Annotated in this window: 11 protein-coding genes; 5 read left to right on the forward strand and 6 right to left on the reverse strand. The window is 70.2% G+C overall.

Annotation, left to right across the window (positions count from 1 at the left end):
• The first annotated feature begins 50 nt into the window (after positions 1–50).
• On the forward strand, positions 51–1,169 hold the full coding sequence (locus OG841_RS26525; RefSeq protein ID WP_328639210.1) for an ADP-ribosylglycohydrolase family protein: 1,119 nt from the start codon (positions 51–53) through the stop codon (positions 1,167–1,169).
• A 19-nt stretch (positions 1,170–1,188) separates the two neighbouring features.
• On the opposite strand, the gene OG841_RS26530 is transcribed toward OG841_RS26525, so the two are convergent.
• Both OG841_RS26530 and OG841_RS26535 read right to left on the reverse strand, forming a co-directional pair.
• A complete protein-coding gene (locus tag OG841_RS26530; RefSeq protein ID WP_328639209.1) occupies positions 1,189–2,763 on the reverse strand; it encodes a sodium:solute symporter family protein in 1,575 nt (524 codons plus the stop codon).
• Positions 2,764–2,889: 126 nt separating this feature from the next.
• Positions 2,890–3,678 carry an SDR family oxidoreductase gene (locus OG841_RS26535; protein WP_328639208.1) on the reverse strand — a complete coding sequence of 263 codons (789 nt, stop codon included), beginning with the start codon at positions 3,676–3,678 and terminating at the stop codon, positions 2,890–2,892.
• A gap of 78 nt (positions 3,679–3,756) precedes the next feature.
• Between OG841_RS26535 and OG841_RS26540 the strand changes: the two genes are divergently transcribed.
• Entirely contained in the window at positions 3,757–4,596 is an 840-nt protein-coding gene (locus tag OG841_RS26540) for a hypothetical protein (protein ID WP_328639207.1), read from the forward strand.
• On the opposite strand, the gene OG841_RS26545 is transcribed toward OG841_RS26540, so the two are convergent.
• Positions 4,597–6,450, reverse strand: coding sequence for a DUF3488 domain-containing protein (locus OG841_RS26545; protein ID WP_328639206.1), 1,854 nt, complete (start codon positions 6,448–6,450; stop codon positions 4,597–4,599).
• Between the two features lie 154 nt (positions 6,451–6,604).
• Complete coding sequence (locus OG841_RS26550) at positions 6,605–9,409, reverse strand: D-alanyl-D-alanine carboxypeptidase (RefSeq protein WP_371566961.1); 2,805 nt, start codon at positions 9,407–9,409, stop codon at positions 6,605–6,607.
• Between the two features lie 235 nt (positions 9,410–9,644).
• Here OG841_RS26550 and OG841_RS26555 point away from each other — a divergent pair, with 235 nt between their 5' ends.
• The 3 genes from OG841_RS26555 (at position 9,645) to OG841_RS26565 (ending at position 11,977) form a co-directional block, all read left to right on the forward strand.
• Positions 9,645–10,400, forward strand: a complete 756-nt coding sequence (locus OG841_RS26555) for a GOLPH3/VPS74 family protein (protein WP_328639204.1) — start codon at positions 9,645–9,647, stop codon at positions 10,398–10,400.
• A 325-nt stretch (positions 10,401–10,725) separates the two neighbouring features.
• A complete protein-coding gene (locus tag OG841_RS26560) occupies positions 10,726–11,595 on the forward strand; it encodes a helix-turn-helix domain-containing protein (RefSeq protein ID WP_328639203.1) in 870 nt (289 codons plus the stop codon).
• A 190-nt stretch (positions 11,596–11,785) separates the two neighbouring features.
• Positions 11,786–11,977, forward strand: a complete 192-nt coding sequence (locus OG841_RS26565) for a DUF397 domain-containing protein (RefSeq protein WP_280858254.1) — start codon at positions 11,786–11,788, stop codon at positions 11,975–11,977.
• Between the two features lie 320 nt (positions 11,978–12,297).
• Here the strand turns inward: OG841_RS26565 and OG841_RS26570 are convergent, their stop codons facing one another.
• Positions 12,298–12,801, reverse strand: a complete 504-nt coding sequence (locus tag OG841_RS26570) for a glutathione peroxidase (protein ID WP_328639202.1) — start codon at positions 12,799–12,801, stop codon at positions 12,298–12,300.
• Positions 12,798–13,802 carry an ArsR/SmtB family transcription factor gene (locus tag OG841_RS26575; protein WP_328639201.1) on the reverse strand — a complete coding sequence of 335 codons (1,005 nt, stop codon included), beginning with the start codon at positions 13,800–13,802 and terminating at the stop codon, positions 12,798–12,800. Before OG841_RS26575 ends, OG841_RS26570 begins: the two co-directional genes overlap by 4 nt.
• Positions 13,803–13,851 lie beyond the last annotated feature (49 nt).

A 13,851-nucleotide genomic window follows, 5' to 3' on the forward strand; every position in this document is an offset into this window, starting at 1 on the left:
ATTACAGTGCTGAGCGTCGTACATACGGACGGTCGCCACGGGAGGTCTTGGTGGGTGCGACAGCCGGGGCCGTCGTCTGGGGGCGTGCCGAGCAACAGGACTTCCGTAGCCGGGTGCGGGGGACGCTCCTCGGGGTGGCCGTGGGTGACGCGCTGGGCGCGCCGGTCGACGGACTCGGACTGGACGAGATCCGGGAGGCGTACGGCGCCGAGGGGCTCGTGGACCTCGCGTTCGGGTACGGCCGACGCGGCGCCGTCACTCATCTCACCCAGCTGAGCCTGTTCACCGTGGACGGGCTCATACGGGCCCAGGTCCGACGGGACACAGGCGCCTGGCATCCGCCCACCGATCTGCACCGGGCGTATCTGCGGTGGGCCGCCACCCAGCGGGACTGGGGACCCGACGAGCGGCGCAAGGACGACGGCTGGCTGGCCCGGGAGGAGTGGCTGTACGCCCGCCGCGACCCGACCCGGTCCCTTCTCATCGGGTTCGGCGACGACACCATGGGGACGCTGGAGTCGCCGAAGAACCCGAACGAACTCGGGCCCGAGGCCACGGCCCGGTCCGCGGCCTTCGGGCTCCTGGTCGGGTGGGAGCCGCAGCTCGTCGTGCAGCTGGCCGTCGAGTGTGCCGCGCAGACCCACGGGCATCCCGTCGCCTATCTGTCGGCGGGCGCGTACGCCGTGATCGTGCACGCGCTGGCCCTCGGCGACAGTCTCGACGGGGCGGTGCAGCGGGCGCTCGCGCTGCTGGCCGCGCGGCCCGGGCACGAACCCGTGTCGGACGCGCTCCAGCACGCGCTGGGTGCCGTACGGCAGGGGATGCCCACCCCGGCGCGGGTGGAGGAACTCGCCGCCGACGGTTCGGCGGACGGGCTGCTGTCCGCCGCCGTGTACTGCGCGCTGGTCGGGGAGGACGTACGGCACGGTCTGTGCCTCGCGGTGAACCACGACGGGCCCTCGGCCGCGGCCGGCGCCCTCACCGGAGGCCTGCTGGGTGCCCTGCACGGCGAGACGGCCCTCCCGCCGGCCTGGCTGGCCGAACTGGAGGGCCGTCCCACCCTGCTGGAACTCGCCGACGACTTCGCCATGGAGATGACCCAGGGGCCGGCCCTGCACGGGCCGGCGGGGGCGTCCCCGGGGTGGCTGGTCCGCTATCCGAGGGCCTAGACCGGTCCGGTCGGAACGTCTAGTCCTTGACCTTCGTACCGATCACGTCCTCCACACCGCCCACCGGAGTCGGGATCGCCGCGGCCGCCGCCCCGTCCCCGTCCGTGTTGATCTTCTCGATGATCGCGAGGCGCTCCGGGGTGTCCTCGGGCTTGATGAAGCCGACGAGGATGTACAGGATCAGCGAGACCGCCAGCGGGATGGAGACCTGGTACTGGAGCGGGACGCCGCCGTCGACGTTCCAGTTGATCGGGTAGTTGACCAGCCAGAAGGCGAGCAGACCCATCGACCAGCTGGTGAGCGCGGCGGTCGGGCCGGAGCGGCGGAACGGGCGCAGCAGGCCGAGCATCATCGGGATGGCCATCGGGCCCATGAGCCCGGCCACCCACTTGATCACGACGGTGATGATGTCCTTGAACGCGGGGGAGTTGACCTGGGTCGCCGCCGCCATCGACAGGCCGAGGAAGACGACCGTCGTGATGCGCGCGACCCGCAGGCCCTGACCCTGGCTCCAGCTGCGCGCCCTGCGCCACACCACCGGTGCGCAGTCCCGGGTGAAGACCGCCGCGATCGCGTTGGCGTCGGAGGAGCACATGGCCATCGTGTGCGAGAAGAAGCCCACGATCACCAGGCCCAACAGGCCGTGCGGGAGCAGCTGTTCGGTCATCAGGCCGTAGGAGTCGGAGCCGTCCGGCTTCTGCGACTCGACCAGCAGCGGCGACATCCACATGGGGAAGAACAGGACGACCGGCCACACCAGCCACAGGATCGCCGACAGCCGTGCCGAGCGCTCGGCCTCATGCGCGTTCGCCGTGGCCATGTACCGCTGGGCCTGGTTGAGCATGCCGCCGTTGTACTCGAAGAGCTTGATGAAGAGGAAGGCGAGCAGGAAGACCGTGCCGTACGGCCCCACCAGCGGCTCCCCGTGACCCTGGAGCTCAGGCTCGTCCCAGGCGCCGAAGAAGCCGATGCCCTTGTCGTTGAGCTTGAGGACGACGGCGATGAACATCGCGACACCGGCCAGGAGTTGGATGACGAACTGACCCAATTCCGTGAGCGCGTCGGCCCACAGGCCGCCGATCGTGCAGTAGACGGCCGTGATGGCACCGGTGATGAGGATGCCCTGGTTGAGCGAGATCCCGGTGAAGACGGACAACAGGGTCGCGATCGCGGCCCACTTGGCGCCCACGTCCACGATCTTCAGCAGCATGCCCGACCAGGCCAGCGCCTGTTGGGTCTTCAAGTCGTAGCGGTTCTTGAGGTATTCGAGCGGAGATGCCACATGGAGCCGTGAGCGCAGCCGGTTGATACGCGGCGCGAACAGCTTCGAGCCGATGGCGATGCCGAGTGCGATGGGGAAGGACCAGGTGACGAACGACGTGACGCCGTACGTGTAGGCGATGCCCGCGTACCCGGTGAACATCACCGCGCTGTAGCCCGACATGTGGTGCGAGATGCCCGACAGCCACCACGGCATCTTGCCGCCGGCCGTGAAGAAGTCGCTGACGTCGTCCACCCGTTTGTGCGACCAGACGCCGATCGCGACCATCACGCCGAAATAGCCGATGAGCACGGCCCAGTCGAGACCGTTCATATGCGCCCTCCCAGGGATCAGCCCGGCGCTCATCGTGGGCGCCACCGCGTGGACACGACAAGCTGGTGTAGGGTCAAAGGGAGGTAAAGATATTCGTGATGATGGCCTGCGTTCACCTACATGAACTCACCGCATCAGCTCCCCGGCGTTGACCAGCAGTGACTGTCCGGTGATCGCCCGCGCACGGTCCGAGGCCAGGAACGCCGTCGCGTCCGCCACGTCCCCGTCGGTCGCGAGATCGGGCAGCGCCATCCGGTCGGTGAGCCGCTTGAGTACGTCCGCCTCCGGCACCTTCTCCGTATGCGCGGTGAACTGCACGTACGCCTGCACCGGCGGCCCCCACATCCAGCCCGGCAACACGGTGTTGACCCGGATCCGGTGCGGCCCGAGTTCCCGCGCCAGCGAGTACATCGCGCTGGTCAGCGCCCCCTTCGAGGCGGCGTACGCGGCCTGCCGCACCTGTGAGGGGGAGGCCACGGCCGACTGCGTCCCGATGAACACCACCGAGCCGCCGCCCGCCGCCTTCAGCCCCGGCAGACAGGCCCGGGTCATCCGCAGCGATCCCAGCAGGTTCACGTCGATGACCGACTGCCAGGTCGCGAAGTCCGCGTCCTCGAGGCCCCCGAAGTAGCTGTCCCACGCGGCCACCTGCACGACCGCGTCCAGCCGCCCGAACCGCTCCACCGCCAACTCCGCGAGCCGCACGCACTGTTGCTCGTCGGTGATGTCCGTCGACCGGTACGCCGTGTGCGCCCCGTCCGGATCGATCTCGACGGCACTCTTCGCGAGGTTCGCCTCGGTCCGCGCCCCCAGCACGGCGTTCCCGCCCTCCCGCACGACCGTCGCGGCGACCTGATGACCGAGCCCCGCGCCGACGCCCGACACGACGACGGTCTTCCCGGAGAGAAGTGACATACCGGCGGCCTCCCTGCTCTGGCGCATTATCTGACGGGGCGTCAGAGTATGGGCGAGTGCTGGAGGAGGGAAGGTCCCATGTCAGAAGAGACCCACAGCGAGACGTACGCCGAACTGGCCGCCGTAGGGCCCTACGGAGTCCGCCCCGGCCACGCGCTGATCACCATGGTCGAACCGCATCCCGGCCACGAGTACGCCTACAACCGCTGGTACGAGGATGATCACTTCATCGCGGGAGCGATGGCCATGCCCTGGATGTACGCAGGACGCCGCTGGGTGGCCACCCGTGAGCTCCAACTCCTGCGCGTCCCGGAGAAGTCGGCGGTGGCCCAGCCGGTGACGGCGGGCTGCTATCTCTCCACCTACTGGGTCACCGACGGCCGCTACGACGACCACATGAAGTGGACGGTGGCCATCAACAAGCGCCTCAACCGCGACGCCCGCGTCTACCACGACCGCACCCACGTCTTCACGGCGTTCCAGGACCACGAGTCCACGGTCTACCGCGACGGCGCTGCGGGCCCGAGGGACTTCCACGCCCTGGACCACCCGTACGCCGGGCTGGTGCTGGAGGTGATCGACGCGGAATCCCCGGAGCGGCGAGGGGAGTTGCTGGAGTGGCTGGTCTCGCGGCACCTCCCGAAGAGCATGACGGGCTCCCCGGCGGCGATGGTGACCGTCTTCCGCCCGACCCCCCTCCCCGGCGACCGCATGACCTACGTGAAGCAGGTCGAGGGCGTGGACACCCGCCTCACACTGCTGTGGTTCCTGGAGGCGGACCCCAGGGAGTGCTGGGACCCCTGGTTCACGGACCTGGAGGACAAGGTCACGGAATCAGGTCTCGGACGAGTGGAGCTGCTGGCGCCTTTCGTCCCGACGGTCCCGGGCACGGACACCTACGTGGATCAACTGCGCTGATCACTTCAGCTCATCCGGACAAGGCGTCCCGCGAGGCACCGTGTACGGCGCCGCCAGCCGATACGTCCCCGCCTTCGGCGCGAGCAGCATCGTCCACTTGTCCCCGTCCGCGTCCTCCGGCGTCTCCATCAGGCATCCGTTGACGTTGTCGAAGGTCTTCGGCTCCCCGTCCTCCCGCTCCTTCGACGCGTCCGTCTCCTGCGGCGGCTTCAGCTTGTTGCCCTCCGCGTCCACGATCGACAGCCACGGCGAGTAGGGGATCCGGATGAGGATGCGCCCGGCCTTCTTCACCCGCATGGTCATCTCGCCCTGCGCGGCCCGGTCGACGACCGTGTTCGGGGAGGCGAGCGGCGCCGGGTCGGTCACCTCGAAGAGCTGCCAGTTCGCGTCGCCCCAGATCTGCTTCAGATACGGCATCCCGCGCTGGACCAGCTCCCGTTCCCGCTCGCCCCCGTCCCCGTCGGGCTCGTCCTTCGGCACGACCACGAAGTGCACGGCCCAGCGCTGGAGCCATTCGTGGTAGTTCGCGGAGTTCAGGGTGTCGTCGTAGAAGAGCGGGTTGCGCTCCATGTCGGCCTGCCGGTTCCAGCCCCGGGCGAGGTTGACGTACGGCGCGAGCGCGGACGCCTCGCGGTGGGAGGCGGCCGGTACGACCTCGACACGGCCCTTCTCGGCGCCGACCTCCTGAAGCTCGTTGACGAGGGGGGCCAGCTCGCGTGCCCAGGACGCCGTGGGGGTCGTGTGGACGACGTCGTCGACGGACTTGAAGCCGATCCAGGTGGTGAAGCCGGCGAAGGCGACGACGAGGGCGTACCACTTGCGGGTGCGCGGCACCGCGAACGGCAGCGCGGCCGCCAGGGCCACCCCCGCGAACAGCATCGACAGACGCGAGATGTTGGAGCCGATCTGGGAGCTCACCAGCCAGACCAGGAGGACCGACAGGCTGTAGACCCCGGCCGTGATCCGGACCGTCGTCCACTCGCGCGGGACGAGGAGGAAGACCAGCAGGCCGTAGGCCAGCGGCAGCAGAACCGAGGCGATCTTCATCGGCTGGGTGCCGGCGAACGGGAAGAGCCAGGCGGACAGCGCGACGACGGCCGTGGGCGCGATGCCCAGCGCCCAGGCGCCCGGACGCCGTTTCTGCAGGAAGAGGGCGACCGCCACCAGGCCCACGAACAGGCCGGCGACCGGTGAGGCCATGGTCGCGAGCGCGGCGAGCGGGGCCGCGCACAGGGCTTTCGCCCAGCGTTTGTAGCGCCAGCGGTGGGGCCAGCAGAAGACGACGGCGACCGCGCCGAGCGCGAAGACGGTGCCGAGTCCGAAGGTCACCCGGCCCGAGGCCGCGTTGCACAGGAAGGCGTACACGCCCGCCAGCGAGGCCCACAGGGGGTTCTTCACCGACCGGCTGCGGATGAGGATCAGCGTCAGCAGCCCGGCCGAGACGGTCCCGGCCAGCATCATCGTCGTACGGACGCCGAGGACCGACATCAGATACGGCGAGACGATGCTGTACGACACCGGGTGCATGCCGCCGTACCAGGCCAGGTTGTACGCGGAGTCGGGGTGCCGGCCGACGAACTCGGCCCACGCGTCCTGCGCCGCGAGGTCGCCACCGCTGTTCGCGAACGTGAAGAACCAGACGATGTGGAGGACGCCGGAGAGTGCGGTCATGGAGAGGACGGGGTGGCGCAGCAGTCGCTCGCGCAGCGCGAGGAGAGCGGTCCGGGCTTTGGCCCTGAGGCCCGGGGGCGGGCTGCCGTTCCCGGTGTCAGGTTCTGCGGGCTCGCGTATTCGCGGGCCGGTACCCGGGCCCGGGTCGGTGTCGTCGGCGCGTGTCGGCTCCGCAGTGGCCACCTGAAGGCACTCCCCGTGGTGTCCCGTCTTCATGTCTCGGCCGCGCCCCAGCGTCGACCTGCCCCGGTTCGTGACGCTAGCACGCGGCCCGCCGTCCGGAACCCGGGCGGGGTCCGGCCGGTGGGCCGCGTGAGGTGTCCGTCCCGGTGCCGGATCAGCCGACGCGGGTCAGCTTGTCGGTGAATCCCGGTTCGGTCAGATCCTTCTGCAGGGTGACCGGCACCTTGACCGCGCCGCCCTCGCCGTCGCCGACGGTGAGGCTGCCGACCTTGGTGCCGGCCTTCGCGGTGTGCGGTACGTCGTCGGCGGTGAAGGACAGCTTCACCTTGAAGCCGGCCCAGCCGACGGCGGTGACGTCCTTGGTGAGCACGAGGGGGGTGTGGCCGCCGAGGCCGTCGTCCACGTACCCGACGACGTCGCCCTTCTTCAGGATCTTCGCCGAGGTCAGGGCGTCCTCGGCGGCGAGCAGCGCGACCTTGCTGACGTCGTTGACGGTCTGGATGATCGGCGCCTTGTGCTGGCCGAGTACCGCGCCGACGACGGTGACGGTCTCCCCGCCGACCTTCTTGCGTGACGCGAAGAGGAGGTTGCCGCCGGCGGCGCTGGTGGTGCCGGTCTTGATACCGATACCGGTGTAGGGGACCAGATAGTTGTAGTTGTACCACTTCTGTCCGGACGGATCGACCCACTGTCCCATGGACGTGATCTCCATCAGCGCCGGGATCTTGACCAGCTCGTTGCCGAGCTTCACCTGGTCCTCGGCGGTGGAGACGGTGGTCTCCTTCAGGCCCGAGGCGTCGGTGTACTTCGTGTTCTTCATGCCGAGTTCCTGGGCGGTGTCGTTCATCTTCTTGATGAACGCCGCCTCGGAACCGGAGTCCCAGCGGGCGAGCAGCCGGGCGATGTTGTTGGCGGAGGGGATCATGATCGCCGCGATCGCCTGCCTCTGGGTGAGGACGTCGCCCTGTTTGACGGTGTTGAGGGTGGACTCGCCCTGCTTGTTGTAGCCGCCCTCCTTCTCGGCGAGCGCGTCGACGGTGATCTTCGCGCCCTCCTCGCCGGACTTGAGGGGGTGGTCCTTGAGGACGATGTAGGCGGTCATGGCCTTGGCCACGGAGCCGATCGCGACGGGGGTCTGCTTGCCGAAGTTCCCCATCGTGCCGACGCCGTTGACGTCCATCCAGCCCTGCCCCTGGGTGGGCCAGGGGAGGGTGGCCTTGCTGCCGTCGAAGGTGTACGAGTCCTCGGCGGTGAGGCTGAGCGTGGGGGCCGGCAGCGGGCGCAGACTCTGCGCGATCGCAAACGCGATGACCAGGAGGATGAGGATCGGGGTCCAGATCTTGACCCGGCGGCCGAGGGTGCGCAGGGGGCTGGGCGGGGGCGGCGGAGTGTTGGTGAGCTCCGCGAGGAGGTCGAGAGGCGGCTTCGGCGGCAGGGGCTGCTGTGTGGTCCGCTCCGGGCCGACCTGGGGGACGGCGGCGGTCACATCCGCCTTCGGCCGCGACTCGCGGGGCTCGTCGAGGCCCTTCAGCGCGACGAACTTGCTCGTCCGCTCGGCGGGGGTCTCCGGCTTGCGGGGGGTGTCGGCGTCCTTGGGCTCTGCCGTTGTCGCTGCAGCCTCCGCCGCCTTGCCGAGCTTCAGCATGGTGGTGGGCTGGTCCACGGAGGGCCGGGGCGCCTTGAAGACGGCGGTGGGCTGGTCCAGGGGTGGCTCGTCGCTCACATCCGCGTCACCGGACCCGCCGTCGTCACCGGTCTCGTCGTCCGTCCGCGGGTCGGCGGGGGCGGGCCGCGAGTCCGAGTCACCGGTGTCGGGGCGGGGTCGTTCGTCGGGCTTGGCGTCCGTCGGCGGGTGCGTGGCGGCGGGGTGCGCGTCCGAGTCGCCGGTGTCGGGGCGGGGTCGGTCGTCGGGCTTGGCGTCCGTCGGCGGGTCGGTGGGGGCGGGTCGCGCAGTTCCCCGCGCCCCTGGGGAGTCGGGCTGGTCGGCGTCGGGGCGGGACCCTTCGTCGGGCTTGTCGTCCGTCTGCGGGTGCGTGGCGGCGGGCCGCGAGTCCGAGTCGCCGGTGTCCGGGTGGGCTCGGTCGTCGGGCTTGGCGTCCGTCGGCGGGTCGGTGGGGGCGGGTCGCGCAGTTCCCCGCGCCCCTGGGGAGTCCGAGTCGCCGGTGTCCGGGACGTGGTCCTCGTCGTCGGCTACGGCCGTCTCGGCGACGTCGGCCCCGGTCGACGCGTCGGTGTCCGGGGCGGACTCGCCCTGGGAGGCATCGTCGGCGCCCTTGCCCTCGGGCTTCTTCGCGGCCTCCGCCTTCTCGTCCCCGGTGGCGACCCACGCCGCCACCGCGTCCCGCAGCCGCGCGTCGGGCGCGCCGGAGTCGCTGGACCTCTCAGCCGTGGCCGAACCGTCCGGGTCGTCGGTCGTGTCCGCGTCATCCGGATTTCCCGCTGTGGCGGAGGTGCCGGAGCTCTCGGCCGTATCGGAATCGTCCGGGTCGTCGGTCGTGTCCGTGGCGTCCGGGTTTCCCGCCGTGGCGGAGTCGCCGGAGCTCTCGGCCGTACCGGAATCGTCCGGGCCGTCCGTGGGGTCCGGGGCTTCCGTCGCGTCGGAGTCGCCCGAGGTCTCCGTCGTGGCCGAGTCCTCCGGCCCGTCGGCGCCCTCAGGGCGCTTCTCCGCGGCCGAGGGGGCGTCGTCGGGCTTCCCCGTGTCGGAGCCGCCCGTTCCCGCCTCTGCGGGGCTCTCGGCGGGCTTCTCGGGGGTCTCCGGGAGGTCACGTACCGAGAAGACCCTCGTGGCCGTGTCGACGCCGCCGAGGGAGATGGACTCCCGTGCCACCGCGAGCCGGGGATCGCGGGCGGAACTCCTCGCCTCGGGAACCGGACTCGCGCTCCCCGACGTCGGTTCTGCCGACGACTCGCGCTGCTTCGACCTGTCGGGGGACTCGCCCGCCACCGATGCCTCCTCCATGTGCCGCGGGTGATCGGTATCCGTCACCCTGCGTCTGCCGAACCGTTGAATCGCCGCCCGGGCAGCCGCCACACCACGCTGTCCGAACCATGTACCAGTGTCCTGTGTGTGGCCCTGTCCCAAGCGGTAGACGAGAACGACATACCTACCGGTTCCACTACAAACAGGTCACGCACCCTCGACAGACCAATGTGAGAGGGGTCACCCTGTCTTTCATCCACGCGGGGAGGCATGGATGGGCAGGAGCCGCAGAACACTTCCGGAAGAGCTTCTGCTGCTGGCGTTGGACCCGACCACGGGTACCACCGCACAGCCGCAGTCGCTCGACCTCGGTCTGGCCGGAGCACAGCTAGTGGAGCTGGCGCTGGCCGGACGGATAGCCCCAGACGGGGATCGTATCGCCGTGGTAGCCCCACGGCCGACTGGAGATCCGACTTTGGACTGCGCGTTGGAGTTGCTGCGAAGGCGTGGCGCTCCCGTGCGGGCAGTGAACTGGATCGGCGGGCCGCGACTGGGGCTCCGCCAGACATACCTCTCGCATCTGGAGCGGTGCGGCATGGTTCATGCCGTGGCGGGTCAGATGTGCGGAGTGCTCCCGACGACCCGATACCAGGCGACGGACAACGAGATCAGCCGGGAGATCAAGTCCCGACTGGACTCGGCGATCCGCACCGGCGTACCGCCGGACCCGCGGACCGCCGCGCTCGCCGCCCTGGCACACGCGGTCGGCCTCGGCAAGCACCTGTATCCGGGCAACGAGGGACGGTCCTCGAGGTCCCGGCTGCGGGACCTCATCAGGCACGACCCGATGGGCGGTCTCGTCGCGCACGCCGTGATGGACGTCCAGAACGGTGTGGCCGCACAGCCACGTCGTAGCCCGGCACCCGTCGGCCGCCAGGCCGCCCCGGGAGCCAGGCCCGCACCGGAACCCGCTCGCGGCGTTCCGATGCAACCGCGCCGAGGACCGATGGCGCGCGCCGTGGCTCACTGAGCCGCAGTTCCACGGCACGCACCGCCGGCAGCACGATCCGCACCACGCACCACTCAGCCGCCGCACCGTCAGTCCCCAAAGACCGGTCCGGGAGCCGCTGGTCCGCGCGGGGCGACGGAACCGTACGTCCGTACATCGGGCGTCGCCGGGTTCCGCCGCCCCGCGCGGCCGCATGTCCGGGCGCGGTCGGCCGGCATCCCTCGGCTGACGCGTACGCAGCGCATATACACCGTTTCCCAGCGGTAATAAGCACCTTGGTGGCAGTCTGCTCAACAGCAGATACGCAAAGTCAAGAACGAGGCACGCAGCCGGAGGTGCACGTCCCGTGGCGTCCAATGTCAATCCCACCGTCAGGCGGCGCCGGCTGGGCCAGGAGCTGCGCAGGCTCCGCGAGCTCAAGGGCATGACGGCCGAAGAGGTGGCGGAGCGGCTGCTCGTGTCGCAGTCGAAGATCAGCCGGCTGGAGAACGGCCGGCGCAGCATCAGCCAGCGCGATGTCCGCGACCTGTGCGGGGTGTACGAGGTCGAGGACCAGCGCATCGTCGACTCCCTGATGCAGATGGCCAAGGACTCGCGGCAGCAGGGCTGGTGGCATGCCTTCGGGGACATCCCGTACAGCGTCTACATCGGTCTGGAGACCGACGCCGAGTCGCTGAGGGTGTACGAACCCCAGATCATCACCGGCCTGTTGCAGACCCGGCCGTACGCCGAGGCCATCGTGCGCGGCGGCGCGCCCGAGGCGACGGAGACGGAGAACGACAAGCGGGTCGAGGTGCGGCTGCGGCGGCAGAGCCGGGTCGCGGCCGAACGGGATCCGCTGCGGCTGTGGGTCGTCCTGGACGAGGCGTCCCTGCGCCGGGTCGTCGGCAGCCGGCAGGTGATGCGCGAGCAGTTGGAATACCTCGTGGAGATGTCCCAGCAGCCCCATATCACCGTGCAGGTACTGCCGTTCGACGTCGGCGCCCACCCCGGACTCAGCGGCCAGTACTCCATCCTGGAGTTCTCGGACGCGGCCGACTCCAGCGTCGTCTACATCGAGGGCGTCACCAGCGACCTGTACCTGGAGAAGGCGCACGACGTGCAGAAGTACACCGTGATGTACGAGCACTTGAGGGCGCAGGCGCTCAACGTCGACCAGTCGCGTCAGCTGATCGAGGACCTCGCCAAGGAGTACGCCCGGGAATACGCCCGTTGAACCGCTTCCCGACAGGGCGGGCCGGATAGTACACCCCGGCCCGGTCCGCCTGGAAGAGTCCACTGGAATATGCCGCCAGAAGAGTGAATGGCTGCTCCGAAAGAGGAAGTCGGCGAGTAGCGTCGATCACGCCAACGATCAGTAAAGGTTGGCGTGATCCGAACACTGCACATCTGGCTACGGAGCGAATATGGCAATCCGTCTGGGCGACCTGGACACATGGACGACCTCCACCTACACCAACGCCAACGGCGCGTGCCTGATGGTGAGGTCGACCGAAGAGGAAGCACTCGAACTCGGCGACACGAAGATCCCCGAGGGTCCCAAGCTGGCCTTCCCCGCCGAGGCGTGGAGCGCCTTCGTGGCCTCGGTCAAGGTGTGAGGGGCGGACCGGCCTGATCCCCGTCCCGTTCATCCACAACTGCACACCACAACTGCTCGCGACAACAGCACAAGCACCACCACAGAGCCCTCTCGACCAGATCGCCGTCCTTGCCGAGGGGGCTCGGCGTGTGCCTGCGGCGCTTCGGCCGAGGGGTTGTGCATAGGGTGCGGCTCGGTGGGGGCTGGGCGCGCCCCGCGGCGGAGCCGCCGATGTCACAGCCCCGCGCCCCTAAAGGTGGGAACAGCCAGGCAAGCGTGACCGCACCCACCAAGGGGCGCGGGGAACTGCGCGACCAGCCACGACGGACCCGCAGCCGCTTATGCCAGCGCACCCTCCACGGCGGAGACGATCTCGTCCGACTCCGGCTCCGTCTGCGGGGAGAACCTCGCGACAACCGACCCGTCCCGGCCGATCAGGAACTTCTCGAAGTTCCAGCGGATGTCCCCGGTGTGCCCCTCGGCGTCGGCGAAGCCCACCAGACGGTCGTAGAGCGCGTGCCGCCCCTCGCCGTTCACCTCGACCTTCTCGGTCAGCGGGAAGGTCACCCCGTACGTCGCCGAGCAGAACTCCGCGATCTCCTCGGCGCTGCCGGGCTCCTGCCCCAGGAACTGGTTGCAGGGCACGCCGAGCACGGTGAAGCCCTGCTCCGCGTAGCGCTCCTGGAGCTTCTCCAGGCCGTTGTACTGCGGGGTGAGCCCGCACTTGGAAGCCACGTTCACGATGAGGACGGCCTTGCCGGCGTACCGGCCGAGGTCGGCGGAACCGCCCGTGAGGGCACCGATCTCGACGTCCAGGGGAGAGGAACCATCTGTAGTCGTCATGACCGGATGCTAACTCCGCCCAGTGAATCCCCGGTTCCGGCCCCCGACGCCTCCACGAGCACTTCCCCGGCTCCCGTCCGCGCGTACAGCACCGATCGCCCGGCCCGCCGCCGCTCCACCAGGCCCGCGTCCAGCAGCACCCGCAGATGCCGCCCCACCGACCCCAGCCCCTGCCCGGTCAGGACGACGAGCTGGCTCGTGCTCAGGGGGGAGTCGAGGAGGACCAGCACCCTGGCCCGCGCGGTGCCGAGCAGCGTGCCGAGGCTTGCGGGCACGCTCCGGGCGCCCGGGTCGGCGAGGGCGCCCGCGCAGCCGTAGACGATGGCGTACCGCCGCGGTTCCTCCCACGTCGCCCAGCCGCGGCCCGGGGTGACCGGGACGAAGACGAGTTCGGCGCCGGAGATCTCGCGGGGCGGACGCTCGTGCCGGTTCACCTGGAGCCGGTTCTCGCCGAGCCAGCGGGTCTGGCCCGGGGCCAGGGAGTCGATGACGGCCGCCCAGCCGCCCCGGCTCACCTGCGCGGTCCGGGCGACCACGTCCGCCTCCAGGATCCGCCGCCGACGGTCCCAGGACGGCCGTACGGTCCGCGTCCAGACGTAGGCGAGGAGCGCGGCGGCCCGCTCCGGGAGGTCGTCCCGCTCCAGGGCGACGGGCAGCGGTCCGCGCAGGGAGACCCGGACGTTCGCGCGGGCCTCGGCGGGGTCGGTCGCCCGGATCCGCGCGAGCGTCACCTCCAGGGGCGTGCCGTCGCGTGGCAGCGGCGCGAGGAAGTCGGCGATCCAGGACGTGCCCATCGCCGAGCGCACCAGCAGCGCGGTCACCGGGTCGGCCGCGAGGCGTGCGCGGTAGCCGGGCAGGTGGGTGCGGAGCCAGGCCTCCTCGCCCGGGTGGGCGGCGGTGCCCGTGTGCAGCAGCCGCAGGGTGGCGAAGGTCTCGGTGAACGGGCAGACCACGAACCGGCTGCGGACGAGGGTGTCCGCGTTGACCTGCCACCAGCCCATGGACCCCCCTTGGTTTCGCGACCGCGCGAAACACTAACCGTCAGCCGCC

Source organism: Streptomyces canus, assembly GCF_041435015.1.
Lineage (GTDB): Bacteria > Actinomycetota > Actinomycetes > Streptomycetales > Streptomycetaceae > Streptomyces > Streptomyces canus_G.

Coding starts and splice junctions, on each gene's coding strand:
- OG841_RS26555 (WP_328639204.1), top strand. CDS start 9,645: ATGGGCAGGAGCCGCAGAACACTTCCGGAAGAGCTTCTGCTGCTGGCG.
- OG841_RS26530 (WP_328639209.1), bottom strand. CDS start 2,763: ATGAACGGTCTCGACTGGGCCGTGCTCATCGGCTATTTCGGCGTGATG.
- OG841_RS26575 (WP_328639201.1), bottom strand. CDS start 13,802: ATGGGCTGGTGGCAGGTCAACGCGGACACCCTCGTCCGCAGCCGGTTC.
- OG841_RS26550 (WP_371566961.1), bottom strand. CDS start 9,409: ATGGAGGAGGCATCGGTGGCGGGCGAGTCCCCCGACAGGTCGAAGCAG.
- OG841_RS26565 (WP_280858254.1), top strand. CDS start 11,786: ATGGCAATCCGTCTGGGCGACCTGGACACATGGACGACCTCCACCTAC.
- OG841_RS26570 (WP_328639202.1), bottom strand. CDS start 12,801: ATGACGACTACAGATGGTTCCTCTCCCCTGGACGTCGAGATCGGTGCC.
- OG841_RS26540 (WP_328639207.1), top strand. CDS start 3,757: ATGTCAGAAGAGACCCACAGCGAGACGTACGCCGAACTGGCCGCCGTA.
- OG841_RS26535 (WP_328639208.1), bottom strand. CDS start 3,678: ATGTCACTTCTCTCCGGGAAGACCGTCGTCGTGTCGGGCGTCGGCGCG.